The organism is Clostridium sp. AM28-20LB (assembly GCF_003480665.1).
Taxonomy (GTDB): Bacteria; Bacillota; Clostridia; order Lachnospirales; family Lachnospiraceae; genus Otoolea; species Otoolea fessa.
In genome coordinates this window covers 197,450-214,713 of record NZ_QUJN01000001.1, presented here as the reverse complement: position 1 = coordinate 214,713, position 17,264 = coordinate 197,450, and the positions used below count along the sequence as shown (strand labels likewise).

The following is a 17,264-nucleotide window of genomic DNA, read 5'->3' as shown; positions in this document are numbered from 1 at the left end:
ACGTTTCATTATTTTTACCGTCAAAAAAATCAAGTACTGGCTGTGGAAGATTATCTTTCCAGTTCTGTTCCTTTCTCAAATTCCTTATGGTCGATTTTCTCTCTACACTCATGCCTACTCTCGATGCTCCTTTCAATTTCTTCTCGTCTATATGCCCCTCCCAATCTGCGTTCATGGCAAGGTTTGATGCAACTCGGATCATTCTTTTCAAAATGTTCCGGCACATACCGGAGTTCGCCTTTTGGATTCTCCATAACTTTTACATGATAAGACCGCTCCATGATATCTCTAAAAGAATCTAAGCTATCTGCGTTTCTCCGCGCATCGTCTATCTGCATCCTCAGCTCATCTTTCCATATCCTCTTGTTTTTGGCTTTTAACGCCCTCTCTGCCAATGTTTCACGCACACCTCTGCCTCGCTCAGATATAATGCTGTGTTCGTAACCATATTCTTTACACATCCGATTTGCCTCCCTCATTAGTTTTTTTCTAAATGCATTATTTGATTTAAAGCATTTTCCCTTTTCTACCCCAAATTCTTTATCATCTCTAATGGCAGTATTGCCAACTACGATATGACAATGCAGATGCTTGGGTCTGTCCTTATAATGGACAGCGGAAAACCATTGATAACAGTCAATCTTAGACTTACGGCATAATTCTTCTGCCATCTCTTTAATATCCTGTGGCGGTATTTTCTGGTTCTTTGTATTGTAGGAAACAATAATATGATAATACGTCCGTTCCTTCCTGTGTTCTGGATTTTCGTATGCACTATTTAAGGTATTAAAATCCTGTTCTGGATTTTCCATACCGCAGCCAGAGGTAATAATATAATCTTTCGAGGTTTTACTCTCCTGTGTAACATAAGTCCAAATATCATGCACAGATGTTTTACTTGGTATAATTTTTATCACCGGCATATATCAACCTTTCTGCTAATTTGCAGCAATTCATTTTTCATGCTATTTAAATCTAACGCAGCCTTTTTTATATCTGTCTCAACTCCCATTAAAAGACCATAATTAACTGCCCTTGCAATTTGATTTATATTGTTTCCAATACGATTTAAAGCAATTACCATTTCCGGTATTCCCTCTACCATAATGACATTCTTTTCCTGCAATGCTACACGGGTAAATTCCGAAACCGTTATCCCTGACTTTTTGCACTTATCTTTTAAAACGGCATATTCCAGCGGTGTCATGCGGATGTTAAACATAAATGATTTTTTCAAACTATCCCTCCTATTAAGTAACTATTAGCGGGCGAAGGGTGGGTTCCATAGGGCGGTCTCCGCCCTTGGCAAGATGTCCGGTGTTATTACACCGGGCGTATCTTGCCACTTGCAGGGGCGTACGATATCGGCACCTAATAACAGCTATTTCCAGCCCCTGCTTGCAGGCGGGGATGATTGGGATCTGCCCGTGGAGGGCAGACCCCAGTCTGAGCCGAATGCAAACCTACCTCCGCCCGCTAATACCTAAATTTTCTGCTTGCACTTATGTGCAGCAAATAAAATAATACATGATAAAATAAACACGATATAAAACAATGCGGTAATATATAACACCATACCAGCCAAGGGCTAATTACACCGGCATCCACTTATCCAGTTTGTACAAAATCATCTGCATACTCTCTCTCAACGTTACCCTGTGATAATGCGTCAAAACAAAATATGCAGCAGGTAAGGTAACCGCCAAAATAAATATGTGCACAATAATACGCATATAACATAATAGGCAGTCAGATATAGGTCTTTTATATTTCACAATTTTCATTTTTGCCTCCATCCATCCCATAATCTTTTAATGATTTTTGGTGCATACTTGCCATCATCGTCAATGTCAATCATCACACAAACTCCCGTTAAATCAGTAGTACCTGTATCGGCTAAAAACCAATGTCCCCACATAGAACGTCGTAGCTGACTATGCAGCCACACATTACCATGCAAAACATACAGTTCTGCCCTATCCGGTATCTCTAAAAATACATCCCCGTTGTACCGGACCATACAACAATCCCTCTCCTTATCGTAGACAATCGCTCCTATACGTTTCATACAATCCCCTCCGTTTGTACAATCAATCCATCCAGCACATTACAATTAATCCCATCCAGATACCATATATCCGTATCTGAATTATAACGTAATATGCCGTCTTCCCATCCACCGCTACTGGTGCGTATATGCAGTACCGTATCACGCCGGAGTGGGAAGCCATACAAAGAGCGACTATATCGTATATGCCATTTATTGTTGAGTCGCATCAGCGCCCCTAAATATGCCATCGTATCTCCTCCTCGTCATATAAAACTCTTATTCTTTCGCTTTCCACCCTTGGCGGGGCGCGTGAAGAGCAGTAATGCCGCGCCATCATATACGCACCACTAAGCCATCTAGCGCATCTGTATTAACGCCAATCAGATACCACCTCGCAAAATACTCCATCCGGGTCGGCACCCATCGCCCGTTAAGCCTAATGTCCATACAGTCGCCGCAATGCAGTCCGCCATAATAGTCATCTAATCCAAAGCGGACATCATAACGCCCCTTATCCCTACTATAAACCAATGCACCTTGCCTTTTTGCCATAATAATTTATCCTCCTCCTTTGTAAAAAAATCCACAAAAAAACACACCTCGTAAAATTAGGTGTGTTATATCTCATATATGTTATTTTTGTGGGTTACTTAAGTCTACATCCTTTTTTACAATTTAATAATAATTGCTAAAAACGCTGTATTTACAAGCCTTTTATCAACTTTAACTTTTACTTCAATCTTCCCGGTTTGCTTCACCAAACCGCTGAAAATGTACAATCTCCCGCTCGCGCAGAAAACGGATCGGATCGCATACTTCCGGATCTTTGACCACGCGGAGAATATTGTCGTAGGTTGTGCGGGCTTTCTGCTCTGCTGCCATATCCTCATATAAATCCGTGATCGCATCGCCCTTCGACTGGAACTCGCACGCATTGAACGGGATTCCGCCTGCTGCTTGCGGCCAGATTGCCGTGGTGTGGTCGATATAGTATGGTCCAAACCCGGATGACTCGATCTGTGCCGGAGTAAGGTTGCGCGTGAGCTGCTGGACAATGGCGGCAATCATCTCCATATGGGCGAGTTCCTCGGTTCCGATGTCAGTCAGAAGTCCTTTCTGCATCTTATAAGGCATCGTATACCGCTGGGACAGGTAGCGCATAGAGGCTCCGATTTCGCCGTCAGGACCGCCATACTGGCTCATTATATATTGCGCGATCTTCGGATTCGGCGTCTTGATATTGACTGGATATTGTAATCTTTTTTCATATCTCCACATACGCTACACCTCCCCTTCCCACGGCCAGCGCTCTGTAAGCCAGGACCATGTGCATGCATCGTCCGCATCCTCGATCGTGAGCGGTCCAAACGATGCCTCATACGCTTTAACAGCTTCTTTCCGAAGTGCCACCACATACCGGTAATAATTCAGCGCATTCCTGTCATCCGGGTGGGTGTCCAGATAGAGAATCACATCATCCATTGCAAAGCTGGCATCATCAATCCGTTTCATCAATTTTCTGGCAGTCTCATTCATCAGCAGGCACCTCCCATCATAAACGGCAGATCCAGATCCGGAAAAATAGTTCCCCGCCTGAATGCGGTTTCCAGCGCATACGGCTGCTGCCAGGACTGAACCGGTACATATCCCATGCCGACCGGATAATTTCCGCCTCCCAGAAATGTCTGCGGCGGCCTGTTTCCTCCTGTCTGCGGATACGGGCGGGCAGGTCGGATTTCTGGCCCCTGCGGGCAAAATGCCCCATTTTCCAAAACAGGATGCACCGAACCAGCACAAGGTATTTCCGGCGGACAGGTTGGCGGTGCAGTATTTATGCAGCGATTGCCAGAAATGCCTGCCACCGGGCATGACATAAGAGGCATTCCCGAACGGCAGGCATTTTTCCGGCTGGAGTTATCCTGATAACCATTCATATTTCATTCTCCTACAAAAGCAGTTATACTTTATCTTATGCAGGAAATATATAAATGCGATCGCCGCTGAAAAACAGAGCGATCATTATGTACTATTTTTTACAAAGGTAACTGATAACATCTTTTCTGGTAATAATACCGATAAAATTTTTCTGATCATCCAGCACCGGCACGAAATTCTGGTTCATGATCTTTCCCAGAAGATCTTCCATATCCGCATTGACAAGTACCGGCTGATTATCGGAACGGCGTGGAATCTCAGTGATCCGCACTTTTTCCAGTCCTTTCTGCACCAGATCTGTCTTATTTTTGAGTCCCCACAGCAGATCGCCCTCGGTTAATGTTCCTGCGTAACGCCCTGCCTTCGTGATGATCGGCACCGCAGAATACTTGTACTTTTCCATCGTATCCATTGCCTGCCCAACCGTGTCCTCCTCATTCACATAAATGACTTCACTTTTCGGTGTCAGAAAAAATAATATATTCATGGTTTACCTGTTCTCCTTTCATCTTTCCCCATACGTACCCCATACGTATCTGTAGATTTTGTATATTTTCGTTCAAATCTGCCTTCGTTCTTCTTGATTATACCAAATCCGTCCAAAAAAGATATAAAGAAATCCTTATTTTTCCATCAAATTTTTCTATAATCGGTACTGTTCATACCCGTGACCAGTAACTATATTCCGCTCCTAATAACCCATCTCCTCATCCACAAACACAACCTCTACTTCCATCCCATTGCTCGGACGCTCCAGGATCACGATCGAATGGCAAATCCGTGCCGGGCTGTTGCAGTCTACGCAAACGCCCGTTTTCGCACACGGGGTCTGGACCTGCAGACGGGCTGCGTTCTTCGGTGCTGCGATCTGTTTTGCACGTTCCATCGCAGATGTCAAATCCGGACAGACTTTATTGTTTCCAATGACAAAATATACTTTTTCCGGTCCGAATAAGGTCTGCGACACGCGGTTTCCGGTTCCATCGATATTGACCAGTTCTCCGGTTTTGGAAACACCATTGGCGCTGGTTATGTACACCTCGGCACTTCTCGCTTCCATAAGCGTCTCGCGCCCTGCCTTTTTCCAGTGCCAGATCACCTCATTTTTCTCGGAAAGTGCTTCATAAAGTCCCATCTCCTGTGCCGTCACGCTTCCGCCTATCGCAACTTTTTTCCCGGAAATCTGATCTTTCAGATAGTCCAACGCAGCCTCCTTTGTATCAAAGAAACTCGTTTTAAATCCGTGACGTTCAAAATTATTCTTCAACAATTCCTGTTCCATCTTTGTCCTCCTTATTAAATCGTTCAATTTATAGTAACTTTGTAACTGTTCAGTAGGTCTGCGCATTTACTGCGCTGACCGTACGAAAACATGAACCAGCAGGCAAAAATCCCATTGCCGTAGGCAATTTTTAATGGATTTTTGCGCGTGACTGTGAAGGTACTGAACAGTTACGTAACTTTTATTTATAACCTACATTGACAGCTTTTGATCTTTGAAAATATTCGTACTTTACCTATAGTATATCAAATATTGGCAGAAAAACAAGGCAGAGCAAATTAGCTGCCCGCCTTGCTTCAAGTCAAGTTACTGTTCACACATGCGTGCCCAGTAACGGAATTTGCCGTGGCTTCGCATTCAAATACGGCAAATTCCTGCTGCCACCACGTTTTCTTACGGCACTTTCGGTTCCAAAAGTGCCTACCCGTAAACAGTATCAAGTCAACAAAATTCCCTGTCTTCATGTTTTCATACAGCAGCTTTCTGTTTCAAAACCACCTGTCACAAAACACAAACTTATCCCTTCATTTCCAATTTCTGCCACAGCCAGAACCAGACTGCAAGGCGTATCATAAACAGCATTTCAGCCTGTCATTCCAGATAGTCCAGCGCATCCACCGGTTCTCCGTCGTGCATCAGCTCGAAATATACGTTATTTCCCTCAATCGAATAGTATTTGGTCGGCTCTGCCACATATCCGAGTATCGTATCTTTTGCCACATACTGCTTCTGCGCCACCTGAACGTCCTTGAGCTGTCCACAGACCGCCGTGTAGCCGCTTCCCAGATCCAGCACAACATAATTGCCGATCTCCTCATTAGAACCGACTTCGGTTACCTGCGCCTCGGCGGGTGCGGCGACCGGTTCACTCACATCGCCCTGGATAATGAGCGCCGGATTGCATTTGTATTGATCGAGCGTCGGAAAATAGATGGTCGAATCCATGCTGTAATCGAGAATTACATTGCCCTGGACCGGCCAGCTTAAGCGATCGGTTCCATTGTAGGAAAGTGCGCGTGCGGCAGCTGCTCCGGCTCCCAGACTGCTCTCTTTTTCCTCCTCCATCGGCTTCTGATCGGCTTCATCCCGGTTATTGACCGAATACGAGGCATCCGAACTTCCTGCCACCTGTGCGCGTGTTTCCGCCTGTCCGTCGTTTTCTTCTAAACGGTTCTGCGGCCTCTCTTCCGCCAGGATTCCCTCCGTCTGCGGCACATCCAGATACGGATTTCTTCCATCCTGCGCATTATCTTTTCGAATTTTTACGGTTCCTGCTGCGGCTACGATTGTCAGCAGACCAAGCACTGTCATTACCAGAACAAGTTTGTCCCTGAATAACTGTCTTACTTTATTTTTCACGTTTATCACCTCGGTATTAGTCTTGCCGAAGTGAATCGTTTTATTCAGAAACGATTTGAATATTTTTAAAATAATGCTTTAAAATTTCTTCCGCACTGCTCCCATTCTCCGCCATGAGTCCCGCCCCGTACTGCGACAACCCGTAACCATGCCCGCGCCCATAAGTAACACAGCGGATTTCGTCCCCGTCTTCCTCGAGGGAAAAAGCTGGCGACGGCACGCCTAACGCATAGCGCACCGCGTCCCCGCTGTACGTCTCCGCCCCAATCTGCACTGTTTCCACATAACCGGCGCTGTCCCGTTTCACGATCTGAATCTCCTCCAGAATCCGATCTTCTTCCAGATTTTCCAGATCCGGGTGTTCTCCCAATGCATTCAGTCCTTCTTCCAGACGTTTTTTCAGTTCTTCCCGTGTCATGCCCTGCCGCGTCAGGTAGCCGCCAGCGCCCTCATCCTCCTTTGCCGCAACCGACGCCAGATACGGATGCGCCTCATCCCCTTCGCGCGTCCGCCCCGCGCTCACTGCATGAAACAGCGGCTCAATATAATCCCCAGCCCAGATCGCCGTCTGTCCTGCGCTCTCCCGCACCGCCCCACAGATCGTCTGGTAATATTCCGGCATTCCAGCCGCCTCAAACCGGCTCTCGATCTGCTCCGGCTCCAGATAATCCATATCTAACGCCGATTCCTCGATCGAATCCGCCCCGTCCATCTCCCGGTACAGCGCCGTCCGCGCCAGAATTGCCTGCGCCTTGACTGCCTCCTTCGGATAGCCGTCCGGAATCTGCACTGCAGTCAGACCGATCAGATATTCTTCCAGCGGGACAGCATACCCGGTTCCGTTGTTGCGGACGCCATCCTCCCGATCCAGAAGGATCTGCCGACCATCCGTCTGACTTCCCCCTCCAGATGTTCTATCTGAATTTCCTCCGATTTTTCCTCCATCCGCCCCCTGCACACGCCCGGAAACTGCCAGTGTTGTGATATATGGGATCAAAAAAGCCGCCAGTACGGCGGCAGTTCTCTTCTTCATTTCGGTTCTCCTGTTTTGACTGTTCCAGTACGGTTTCACGCATTTTCTGTTTTGCCATACCAGTAAACTTATGGTTTCAATGCCTTACAAACCTGCTTCTTTTCTCTGCCTTCCTTATCTTATGACAGGCACTCAAAAAATATCACAAGTCTACGCTCCGGCTTTTCCTCCGCCGCCCTTTGCAGTCTCTTCCAGTTTCCCCTCTATCATTCTTTTACTCCCCCAGCGTCACACCATCCAGCAGCCAGCGGAACCATCCCTTTTTCTTCATCACCACAGTTCCATGAAAGTCCATCGTCTTCTCCGGTGCCAGCACCTCATCGCCTTTTTCCAGGCAGAAACGCACCGAAACCGTGTAGTCATACGTCCGTGCCTTCTTCTCCCGTCCCGTCTCGGTCAGCTGGCAGTTCGTCACATACACGCGTTCCACCGGTGCGGAAAACTGCGATAATAAAAGAACATACGGAAGCCCCGTCTGCTCCAGCGCCTCGCATCCAGCCTCGGTTGCCGTCTTTCCATACTCTTTCGTGTAGATCGCCGTCAGACCGTCCTGATACACCTCATCCAGATCAAACGCCCGGTTCGCCGTATAAAGCGAATAGATTTCCTTTTTCGCCTGCTGATAGGCGCTGTTTTTATAAGAAGCAAACAAAAACAGCGAAATGATAAAAAAGAGGGAAGCACCCACAAGAGGAACCGAAAATCCTTGTGTCCCCGGTCTTTTTCTGTATCCTCTCATAGTGCGTCCTCCCTCTTTTTACTCCTTTTACAGTGCCTTTACATCATCATCGTCCACATGGATCTTCTCCAGATGCCAGATGTCGCGCACATACTCCTCGATGGTACGGTCAGAAGAGAATTTACCAGCGCTTGCTGTGTTGAGCATGGCTGCTCTCGCCCACCAGTTCTCGTCACGGTAAGCTGCCTCGACGCGTTTCTGTGCTTCCGCATAGGAACGGAAATCTTTCAGGATGAAGTAGGTATCTGCCTTGGCACTGTTCTTTGTATTTAACAGAGAATTGTAAATATCGCGGAACAGCTCCGGATCCTGCGGTGAATAGTAGCCGTTGATGAGCTGCATCAGCACGCGACGGATATCCTGGTCGGTGTTGAAGATCTCCTCCGGATTGTAACCGCCGTTGTTCTCATAATTGATAACCTCGTCAGCGCTCAGACCGAAGATAAATGCGTTCTCCTTGCCTACCTCCTCGACGATCTCCACGTTCGCACCATCCATCGTGCCCAGCGTCAGCGCACCGTTCAGCATGAACTTCATGTTGCCGGTACCGGACGCCTCCTTGCTGGCGGTGGAAATCTGCTCGCTGACATCCGCTGCCGCAAAAATCAATTCTGCGTTGGAAACGCGGTAATCTTCGATAAACACAACTTTCAGCTTACCATTGATGGATTTATCATTGTTGATAACATCTGCTACGGAGTTAATCAGTTTGATCGTCTTCTTGGCAATCTGGTAACCTGCCGCTGCTTTCGCACCAAAGATAAAGGTTCTCGGAACCATATCCATGTTTGGATTGTCTTTGAGCTGGTTATACAGGTACATTACATGAAGGATATTTAAAAGCTGTCTCTTGTACTCATGGAGACGTTTTACCTGTACATCGAAAATGGAACGCGGATCAATGTCGATGCCGTTGTGCTCCTTGATGTATTTTGCCAGGCGCAGTTTATTCTGGTACTTGATGTTCATAAATTCCTGCTGGAATTTCGGATCATCGACGTATACTTTTAATTTTGCCAGGTGCGGAAGATCGGTAATCCACTCGTCGCCAATCTGCTCCGTGATCCAGTCTGCCAGAAGCGGGTTGCCATGCAGCAGGAAACGACGCTGGGTGATACCGTTTGTCTTATTGTTAAATTTCTCCGGCATCATCTCGTAGAAATCTTTCAGTTCCTGATTTTTCAGAATCTCGGTGTGAAGTTTTGCCACACCGTTGACGGAATATCCGGCTACGATCGCCAGATGCGCCATCTTGACCTGACCGTCAAAGATGATCGCCATCTTTTTAACTTTCTCGTAGTTATTCGGGTACTTATTCTGTACCTCGATCAGAAAACGGCGGTTGATCTCTTCCACAATCTGGTATACACGCGGAAGCAGGCGGGAGAACAGCTCGATCGGCCATTTTTCCAGCGCCTCTGCCATGATAGTGTGGTTGGTGTATGCACAACATTTTGTTGTGATACCCCACGCCTCATCCCAGTTTAAGCCTTCCTGATCCAGCAGCAGGCGCATCAGCTCAGCAACTGCCACGGTCGGATGCGTATCGTTCATCTGGAATACGATCTTCTCCGGCAGTTTGTGAATATCATCGTTTGTCTCTTTGAATTTCTTCAGAGCAACCTGTAAGCTGGCAGAAATGAAGAAATACTGCTGTTTAAGACGCAGCTCTTTACCCGCATAGTGGTTGTCGTTCGGATAAAGGACCTCAACCAGGTTCTTCGCCAGATTCTCCTGCTCGACCGCCTTCTGGTAATCACCCTTGTCAAATGCAGAAAGGCTGAACGTGTCGATCGGCTGTGCATCCCAAATACGCAGGGTGTTGACTACGTTGTTGCCGTAGCCGACAATCGGCATATCATACGGAACTGCCAGAACAGACTGATAACCTTCCTGTACAAAATGGTTGCGCTCACCGTCCCACTCGGTCTTGACATAACCGCCAAATTTAACCTCGGTCGCATACTCCGGGCGGCGAAGCTCGAACGGATAACCGTTTTTCAGCCACTCATCCGGCACCTCCACCTGGTAGCCGTCTTTAATTTTCTGCTTGAACATACCATAATGGTAACGGATGCCGCAGCCGTAAGCCGGATAACCAAGCGTTGCCAGGGAATCCAGAAAACATGCTGCCAGACGCCCCAGACCGCCGTTTCCAAGTGCCGGATCCGGCTCCTGATCCTCAATCGCATTGAGGTCAAAACCCAGCTCTTCCAGTGCTTCCTTCACTGCTTTTTTCGCACCCAGGTTGATGATATTGTTACCAAGCGCACGTCCCATCAGAAACTCCATAGAAAGGTAATATACCTTCTTTGCGCCTGTCTCGTCAAACTGCTTCTGAGTTGCAATCCAGTCGTCGATAATCACATCCTTGATCGCATAGGACACAGCCTGGAATATCTGCTGCGGTGTCGCCTCGTCGATCGTTCTGCGGTACTGGTTCTTTACATTTTCGATAATACTCTTTTTAAACTCTTCTTTGCTGATCTCGCGCATCCTGTCCTCCTAATATTCGTAGTATCACGGTTTCCCGCCAGGCACATCAGTCAGTCGTTTTCTCAACACCAAACATACCTTTTTCGCCATTGATATCCCACTCTTTTGTGTATCCGCTCATGGTGCCAATCAGGATATTATCAGCCAGAACCTCTTTCTTGATTTCCTCTGTATGCTTCTTTAAAATTTCTGCAAGTTTATCATTTCCGTCCTGGAAGACGTTGATATGGTTCATTACCTCAAAACCGGCTTCCTTACGCATCGTCTGAATCTTACTGATGATCTCACGGACAAAGCCCTCTTCGATGAGTTCCGGTGTCAGATTAGTATCCAGAACAACGGTAACGAAATTGTCACCCTCAGATACAAAGCCCGGTACCTGTGCCATGTCAATCAGAAGATCTTCTTTTGCCAGCTCTACCTTTGTACCGTCCTGCGTCTCAAAGCTTAAAAGGTCGGTTTCATTTAAGGTATCCATCGCCTGATTTCCGTCCAGACCTGCAAGAATCTCTTTGATCTCGTTTACATACTTGCCATACTTGCGTCCAACGGTACGAAGCTGCGGCTTGAAGCTGTAGGAGGTAAATGCGCGGACATCATCCGTGAACTCTACCTTCTTCACATTCAGCTCATCCTGGATGATTTCCTGATAGAACTCCGGCAGAGCGGTCTCTGCCTTCACGAACATACGTCCGATCGGCTGACGGTTCTTGATGTTAGCAGTATTTCTTGCTGCACGACCCAGAACGACAACCTTCAGGACTTCTTCCATTTTCGCTTCCAGGTCCTTGTCGATGTGCGCCTCATTTGCAACCGGGAAATCGCACAGATGGATGCTCTCCGGTGCCTCTTTATCCAGACTGCGAACCAGATTCTGGTAAATGTCTTCGGTCATGAACGGAATCATCGGAGCCGCTACCTTCGCTACAGTTACCAGTGCGGTGTAGAGTGTCATGTACGCATTGATCTTATCCTGCTCCATGCCCTTCGCCCAGAAACGCTCACGGCTTCTTCTGACATACCAGTTACTCATATCATCGACGAAATCCTGGAGCGCTCTTGCAGCCTCCGGAATGCGGTAGTTGCCCAGATCGTCGTCCACCTCTTTGATGAGGCTGTTTAACTTAGACAGCAGCCATTTGTCCATAACCGGAAGTTTATCGTATTCCAGTGTATATTTGGTTGCGTCAAAATTATCAATATTCGCATAGAGTACAAAGAATGCATAGGTATTCCAGAGAGTACCCATGAAACGTCTCTGTCCCTCGATAACGGCTTTTCCGTGGAAACGGTTCGGCAGCCACGGTGCACTGTTAATGTAGAAATACCAGCGGATCGCATCAGCGCCGTAAGTCTGCAGTGCATCGAACGGGTCAACCGCGTTGCCCTTGGACTTACTCATCTTCTGTCCGTTCTCATCCTGGACATGCCCCAGAACGATAACATTCTTGTACGGCGCCTTGTTAAAGATCAGGGTCGAGATAGCTAACAGGGAGTAGAACCATCCACGCGTCTGATCAACCGCCTCGGAGATGAAATCTGCCGGGAACTGCTGCTCAAACAGTTCTTTATTTTCAAATGGATAATGATGCTGTGCAAATGGCATGGAACCGGAATCAAACCAGCAGTCGATAACCTCCGGTACACGGTGCATCTGTTTGCCGCACTTCGGGCAGGTGATCGTCACATCATCGATGAATGGGCGGTGAAGCTCAACCTCTCCATTTGCCTCCTGATCCATCTCTTTTGCATATTTTTTCACAACCTCCGTGTAGTTCGGGCTCATAGATTTTAATTCTGCCTGGCTTCCGATCGCGTGCTGGCAGCCGCACTCGCACTCCCAGATATTTAATGGAGTTCCCCAGTAACGGTTACGGCTCACGCCCCAGTCCTGGACATTCTCCAGCCAGTCGCCGAAACGCCCTTTACCGATGCTCTCCGGAATCCAGTTGATCGTGTTGTTGTTGCGGATCAGGTCATCCTTGACTGCGGTCATCTTGATGAACCAGGATTCACGTGCATAGTAGATAAGTGGTGTATCGCAGCGCCAGCAGTGCGGGTAGCTATGCTCAAATACCGGTGCAGAGAACAGAAGTCCGCTTTCTCTTAATGCTTTCAGAACCTCCGGATCGGCTTTCTTGCAGAACATACCAGCCCACGGAGTCTCCTTCGTCATCTCGCCCTTGCCGTCTACCAACTGTACGAACGGAAGGTCATATTTTCTGCCGACCTTAGAGTCATCCTCACCAAATGCCGGCGCAATGTGTACGACACCGGTACCATCGGTCAGTGTTACATAATTATCGCAGACAATGTAGAATGCTTTCTTATGCTGTTTTTCACAGGTTGCTACGGCATAGTCAAATAATGGCTCATACTCTTTATATTCCAGATCTTTTCCGACAAAGGTTTCCAGGACATCATAAGTGCCCTCGCCCAGAACGGTATCACACAGCGCCTGCGCCATATAATAAACCGTGCCATCCTCTTTCATTTTTACCTTTACATATGTCTCGTCCGGATTTACACAGAGCGCCACGTTGGACGGAAGTGTCCACGGGGTGGTCGTCCATGCAAGAATGTATGCATCTTCGCCCTTTACCGGGAATTTAGCAATCGCAGAACGCTCTTTGACGTCCTTATATCCCTGTGCCACCTCATGGCTGGACAGCGGGGTGCCGCAGCGCGGGCAGTACGGTACGATCTTGAAGCCCTTATAAAGAAGTCCCTTGTTCCAGATTTCTTTTAATGCCCACCACTCAGACTCAATGAAGCTGTTGTGGTAGGTAACATACGGATGCTCCATGTCTGCCCAGAAACCAACGGTGTTGGAGAATTTTTCCCACATTCCTTTGTATTTCCAGACACTCTCTTTACAGTGCTCGATGAACGGCTCCAGACCATACTGCTCAATCTGCTCCTTGCCGTCCAGTCCCAGCATCTTCTCTACTTCCAGCTCAACCGGAAGACCGTGGGTATCCCATCCAGCCTTTCTCGGAACCATGTAGCCCTTCATCGCGCGGTATCTCGGAATCATATCCTTGATAACACGGGTCAGCACGTGTCCGATGTGCGGCTTGCCGTTTGCGGTAGGCGGTCCGTCATAGAATGTATAGGTCGGTCCCTGCTTACGGCTGTCGATACTCTTCTTAAAAATCTGCTCATCTTCCCAGAACTTCTCAATGTTCTTTTCACGTTCCACGAAATTCATGTTTGCCGGAACTTTGTTGTACATGATAAATTCCTCCTAAAAATATGAAATAAAGTTTTTATTTCATAGAACGTCTTTTTCTATGAAATAAAAATGGACCCATCCTGTAACAGGACAAGGGCCCACTTGCTTTTAACCACCTATTACTGCATACCTTTATATGCGCTCCCTATAACGGAGGAAACCGTCGGTACTTACTGAATTTTCCTTCCGGGCGCTGTCAGAAACGGCGCTCAGACTTCCAAAAATGGTTCAGTCCGAAGCTCCGGAGTGATCTTCGCATCCGCTTTACTCACAGCAGGCTCTCACCGTCCCTGCCTCGCTCCCGCTTTCTGTGCGGCGCTACTGTCTCCATCATTGCTTTTCCTATCGTAATTAGTAATCAAATCACTAACATGGACATTGTATCTTTTTTCCAGATGGTTGTCAAGGAATGTTTCGGATATGATTCACATGTTATAAAATTATCATTATTTTGCCATTCCCCTGATTTTATGGTATAGTATATAAAATATGTCTGTATTTACTTTAAAAAACAGACACAGACATTCATTGCAAATATAAACAATGAAGTATACTATATATAAAAAGAAGGGCGTGCCCGCAGCCGTCTTTCGCAACAAAGGAGAATATTATGGAGCCAAGAAACCTTACCCTATTGACCGACCTGTATGAACTGACGATGATGCAGGGCTATTTCCGGGAGAAAGATGCCAACGAAACCGTCATTTTTGATGCGTTCTACCGCACAAACCCGGATGGAAATGCGTTTTCCATCTGCGCCGGCTTAGAGCAGGTCATTGACTATGTGAAAAATCTTCACTTCGATGATGCCGACATCGAATACTTACGCGGACTCGGCATTTTTGATGAAGATTTCCTCGAATATCTTCACAATTTCAAATTTTCGGGTGACATTTACGCAATCCCGGAAGGCACCGTTGTCTTCCCGCGCGAGCCTCTCGTCAAGGTCATCGCGCCAATCATGGAAGCACAGCTGGTTGAGACTGCCATCTTAAATATCATCAACCACCAGAGCCTGATCGCGACCAAAACATCCCGTATCGTCTTCGCCGCACGCGGGGACGGAATTATGGAGTTTGGGCTTCGCCGCGCGCAGGGTGCTGACGCCGGTACCTATGGCGCCCGCGCTGCCATGATCGCCGGCTGTATCGGCACTTCCAATGTACTGGCCGGAAAACTATTTGACGTTCCGGTCAAGGGAACCCACGCACACAGCTGGATCATGAGTTTCCCGGATGAGCTGACTGCGTTCCGCGCTTATGCAAAGCTCTATCCGAGTGCCTGCATCCTGTTAGCCGATACCTATGATACCCTGGGTTCCGGTGTTCCGAACGCGATCCGCGTCTTCCAGGAGATGCGCGACGCCGGTATCCCGCTGACTTTCTACGGCATCCGCCTCGACAGCGGCGACCTTGCATATATTTCCAAGAAAGCCCGCAAGATGCTGGATGACGCCGGATTCCCGGATGCAGTCATCTCCGCCTCCAACGATCTGGATGAATACCTGATCGACAGCCTGAAGATTCAGGGCGCTGCCATCACGTCCTGGGGTGTCGGCACAAACCTCATCACCTCCAAGGACTGCCCTTCCTTCGGCGGCGTTTATAAGCTGGCTGCCATCAAGGACCGTCACACAGGCAAATTTATCCCGAAGATCAAGCTTTCGGAAAATACAGAAAAGGTTACCAATCCGGGCAACAAGACCATCCAGCGAATCTATGACAAGGAGACTGGCAAGATTATCGCAGATCTGATCTGTCTCGTGGATGAAGAGTTCGATGAGAAGAATTCCCTTCTGCTCTTCGATCCGATCGAGACATGGAAAAAGACACACCTCGCGCCGGGCACCTACACCATGCGCGAACTTCTCGTTCCAATCTTCAAAAACGGCAAATGCGTTTACGAGTCTCCAAAGGTTATGGACATCCGCGAATACTGCAAGAAAGAACAGGAGACGCTGTGGGATGAGTCCCGCCGTCTGGTAAACCCGCATGAGATTCATGTGGATCTCTCCAACGAGCTGTGGCATATGAAGGCACAGCTGTTAGACAGCTATCATTATACAAGCAACTAGTAGATAAAATACGAGTAAATACCATGTTCAGGCAAGTTTATTGCTGCCGGACATGGTATTTTTTTCTTTAACGCTTCCATAAAATTTGCAAAATAAAAACGAATGTGTCTCCAAGGAAATTCCTATTACACAAAAACTGCCGCCAAATACATCCGGCTGCCAGCCCTCTTCTTTGAAAAGTCCAGCCCGCCATTGTATTCCAGCGACAGTTTTTATATGAATCGTATCTTTATTTTTTTAAAATCTATATCAAATATGATATCAATTACTCATCCCAGTTATGGTAAGTAGCCTGTACGTCATCATCCTCATCCAGAAGATCCAGGATCCTCTGCATCTTTTTGATGGATTCCTCATCGGTAAGCTCTACCCAGTTCTGCGGAATCATGGTAACGTCTGCTTCCATCATCGGAACGCCAGCCTTCTCCAGCGCCTCGCGGACTGCAGAGAAATCTTCCGGTGCGGTGATCACTTCGTAGCTGTCCTCCTCCTCGGAGAAATCCTCAGCTCCCGCATCCAGTGCAAGCATCATCAGCTCATCTGGATCCATCTCGCACTCTTCTTTGTCGATGATGATCTGACCTTTTTTATCAAACATGAAGGACACGCTGCCCGGAGTACCTACGTTTCCGCCGCCCTTGGTAAATGCGCTGCGGACATTCGCTGCGGTACGGTTCTTGTTGTCGGTCAGGGTATCTACGATGATAGCGACGCCATTCGGACCATATCCCTCGTATGTAAGATTCTCGTAATTGACAGAGTTTGCATCTCCGGCTGCTTTCTTGATACCACGATCGATGGTATCGTTCGGCATATTGTTCGCTTTTGCTTTTGCAATCACATCACGCAGGCGGCTGTTGTTTGCCGGATCCGAACCACCTTCCTTAACAGCTACGGCAATCTCACGGCCGATAACGGTAAAGATTTTTCCCTTTGCTGCGTCGTTTCTCTCTTTTTTGTGCTTAATATTGGCGAACTTTGAATGTCCTGACATAAAATAACACTCCTCTTTCTATCTTCTTTGTTGTATCTTTTCGCTCATCAGCTTTTATATCACGCCG

Annotated in this window: 17 protein-coding genes; 1 reads left to right on the top strand and 16 read right to left on the bottom strand. The window is 47.5% G+C overall.

Going from position 1 to position 17,264, the window contains the following annotated elements; all coding sequences use genetic code 11:
* Window positions 1-50: 50 nt before the first annotated feature.
* The 15 genes from DW739_RS00995 to ileS all read right to left on the bottom strand — a co-directional run bounded on the left by DW739_RS00995 (window position 51) and on the right by ileS (window position 14,129).
* Window positions 51-923, bottom strand: coding sequence for a relaxase/mobilization nuclease domain-containing protein (locus DW739_RS00995; RefSeq protein ID WP_118742480.1), 873 nt, complete (start codon window positions 921-923; stop codon window positions 51-53).
* Window positions 914-1,237 (bottom strand): plasmid mobilization relaxosome protein MobC, encoded by a 324-nt coding sequence (gene mobC / locus DW739_RS00990; protein WP_118742479.1) that lies wholly within the window; start codon window positions 1,235-1,237, stop codon window positions 914-916. The genes DW739_RS00995 and mobC overlap by 10 nt, the downstream gene beginning before the upstream one ends.
* Window positions 1,238-1,780: 543 nt before the next feature.
* A complete protein-coding gene (locus DW739_RS00980) occupies window positions 1,781-2,068 on the bottom strand; it encodes a hypothetical protein (protein WP_118742477.1) in 288 nt (95 codons plus the stop codon).
* Window positions 2,065-2,298 carry a hypothetical protein gene (locus DW739_RS00975; RefSeq protein ID WP_118742476.1) on the bottom strand — a complete coding sequence of 78 codons (234 nt, stop codon included), beginning with the start codon at window positions 2,296-2,298 and terminating at the stop codon, window positions 2,065-2,067. Before DW739_RS00975 ends, DW739_RS00980 begins: the two co-directional genes overlap by 4 nt.
* 85 nt (window positions 2,299-2,383) lie before the next feature.
* Window positions 2,384-2,602 (bottom strand): DUF5348 domain-containing protein, encoded by a 219-nt coding sequence (locus tag DW739_RS00970; RefSeq protein WP_118742475.1) that lies wholly within the window; start codon window positions 2,600-2,602, stop codon window positions 2,384-2,386.
* A 183-nt stretch (window positions 2,603-2,785) separates the two neighbouring features.
* On the bottom strand, window positions 2,786-3,328 hold the full coding sequence (locus DW739_RS00965) for a manganese catalase family protein (protein ID WP_118742474.1): 543 nt from the start codon (window positions 3,326-3,328) through the stop codon (window positions 2,786-2,788).
* Between the two features lie 3 nt (window positions 3,329-3,331).
* Window positions 3,332-3,586, bottom strand: a complete 255-nt coding sequence (locus DW739_RS00960; protein WP_022360123.1) for a spore coat protein CotJB — start codon at window positions 3,584-3,586, stop codon at window positions 3,332-3,334.
* Window positions 3,586-3,984 carry a spore coat associated protein CotJA gene (locus DW739_RS00955; protein WP_227589710.1) on the bottom strand — a complete coding sequence of 133 codons (399 nt, stop codon included), beginning with the start codon at window positions 3,982-3,984 and terminating at the stop codon, window positions 3,586-3,588. Before DW739_RS00955 ends, DW739_RS00960 begins: the two co-directional genes overlap by 1 nt.
* Window positions 3,985-4,076: 92 nt before the next feature.
* Window positions 4,077-4,472, bottom strand: a complete 396-nt coding sequence (locus tag DW739_RS00950; protein ID WP_022360124.1) for a CBS domain-containing protein — start codon at window positions 4,470-4,472, stop codon at window positions 4,077-4,079.
* A 204-nt stretch (window positions 4,473-4,676) separates the two neighbouring features.
* Window positions 4,677-5,267: a lactate utilization protein gene (locus tag DW739_RS00945; protein ID WP_118467519.1), complete on the bottom strand. Its 591-nt coding sequence runs from the start codon at window positions 5,265-5,267 to the stop codon at window positions 4,677-4,679.
* A gap of 591 nt (window positions 5,268-5,858) precedes the next feature.
* Complete coding sequence (locus DW739_RS00940; RefSeq protein ID WP_118742473.1) at window positions 5,859-6,626, bottom strand: M23 family metallopeptidase; 768 nt, start codon at window positions 6,624-6,626, stop codon at window positions 5,859-5,861.
* A gap of 40 nt (window positions 6,627-6,666) precedes the next feature.
* A complete protein-coding gene (locus tag DW739_RS00935) occupies window positions 6,667-7,659 on the bottom strand; it encodes a SpoIID/LytB domain-containing protein (RefSeq protein ID WP_118742472.1) in 993 nt (330 codons plus the stop codon).
* A gap of 214 nt (window positions 7,660-7,873) precedes the next feature.
* On the bottom strand, window positions 7,874-8,398 hold the full coding sequence (locus DW739_RS00930; protein WP_118742471.1) for a hypothetical protein: 525 nt from the start codon (window positions 8,396-8,398) through the stop codon (window positions 7,874-7,876).
* 27 nt (window positions 8,399-8,425) lie between these two features.
* Window positions 8,426-10,894: a glycogen/starch/alpha-glucan phosphorylase gene (locus DW739_RS00925; protein ID WP_118472916.1), complete on the bottom strand. Its 2,469-nt coding sequence runs from the start codon at window positions 10,892-10,894 to the stop codon at window positions 8,426-8,428.
* A gap of 46 nt (window positions 10,895-10,940) precedes the next feature.
* A complete protein-coding gene (gene ileS / locus DW739_RS00920) occupies window positions 10,941-14,129 on the bottom strand; it encodes an isoleucine--tRNA ligase (protein ID WP_118742470.1) in 3,189 nt (1,062 codons plus the stop codon).
* A gap of 610 nt (window positions 14,130-14,739) precedes the next feature.
* Between ileS and DW739_RS00915 the strand changes: the two genes are divergently transcribed.
* Window positions 14,740-16,203, top strand: a complete 1,464-nt coding sequence (locus tag DW739_RS00915) for a nicotinate phosphoribosyltransferase (RefSeq protein ID WP_118524473.1) — start codon at window positions 14,740-14,742, stop codon at window positions 16,201-16,203.
* 265 nt (window positions 16,204-16,468) lie between these two features.
* On the opposite strand, the gene DW739_RS00910 is transcribed toward DW739_RS00915, so the two are convergent.
* The gene (locus DW739_RS00910; RefSeq protein WP_022360132.1) at window positions 16,469-17,197 is read right to left on the bottom strand and encodes a YebC/PmpR family DNA-binding transcriptional regulator; all 729 of its coding nucleotides are present in this window, start codon (window positions 17,195-17,197) and stop codon (window positions 16,469-16,471) included.
* Window positions 17,198-17,264 lie beyond the last annotated feature (67 nt).

Excerpts from the sequence above, each read along its gene's own strand:
- DW739_RS00995 (WP_118742480.1), bottom strand. The coding sequence starts at position 923 with ATGCCGGTGATAAAAATTATACCAAGTAAAACATCTGTGCATGATATT.
- DW739_RS00980 (WP_118742477.1), bottom strand. The coding sequence starts at position 2,068 with ATGAAACGTATAGGAGCGATTGTCTACGATAAGGAGAGGGATTGTTGT.
- DW739_RS00975 (WP_118742476.1), bottom strand. The coding sequence starts at position 2,298 with ATGGCATATTTAGGGGCGCTGATGCGACTCAACAATAAATGGCATATA.
- DW739_RS00970 (WP_118742475.1), bottom strand. The coding sequence starts at position 2,602 with ATGGCAAAAAGGCAAGGTGCATTGGTTTATAGTAGGGATAAGGGGCGT.
- DW739_RS00965 (WP_118742474.1), bottom strand. The coding sequence starts at position 3,328 with ATGTGGAGATATGAAAAAAGATTACAATATCCAGTCAATATCAAGACG.
- DW739_RS00960 (WP_022360123.1), bottom strand. The coding sequence starts at position 3,586 with ATGAATGAGACTGCCAGAAAATTGATGAAACGGATTGATGATGCCAGC.
- DW739_RS00955 (WP_227589710.1), bottom strand. The coding sequence starts at position 3,984 with ATGAATGGTTATCAGGATAACTCCAGCCGGAAAAATGCCTGCCGTTCG.
- DW739_RS00950 (WP_022360124.1), bottom strand. The coding sequence starts at position 4,472 with ATGAATATATTATTTTTTCTGACACCGAAAAGTGAAGTCATTTATGTG.
- DW739_RS00945 (WP_118467519.1), bottom strand. The coding sequence starts at position 5,267 with ATGGAACAGGAATTGTTGAAGAATAATTTTGAACGTCACGGATTTAAA.
- DW739_RS00935 (WP_118742472.1), bottom strand. The coding sequence starts at position 7,659 with ATGAAGAAGAGAACTGCCGCCGTACTGGCGGCTTTTTTGATCCCATAT.
- DW739_RS00930 (WP_118742471.1), bottom strand. The coding sequence starts at position 8,398 with ATGAGAGGATACAGAAAAAGACCGGGGACACAAGGATTTTCGGTTCCT.
- DW739_RS00925 (WP_118472916.1), bottom strand. The coding sequence starts at position 10,894 with ATGCGCGAGATCAGCAAAGAAGAGTTTAAAAAGAGTATTATCGAAAAT.
- ileS (WP_118742470.1), bottom strand. The coding sequence starts at position 14,129 with ATGTACAACAAAGTTCCGGCAAACATGAATTTCGTGGAACGTGAAAAG.
- DW739_RS00915 (WP_118524473.1), top strand. The coding sequence starts at position 14,740 with ATGGAGCCAAGAAACCTTACCCTATTGACCGACCTGTATGAACTGACG.
- DW739_RS00910 (WP_022360132.1), bottom strand. The coding sequence starts at position 17,197 with ATGTCAGGACATTCAAAGTTCGCCAATATTAAGCACAAAAAAGAGAGA.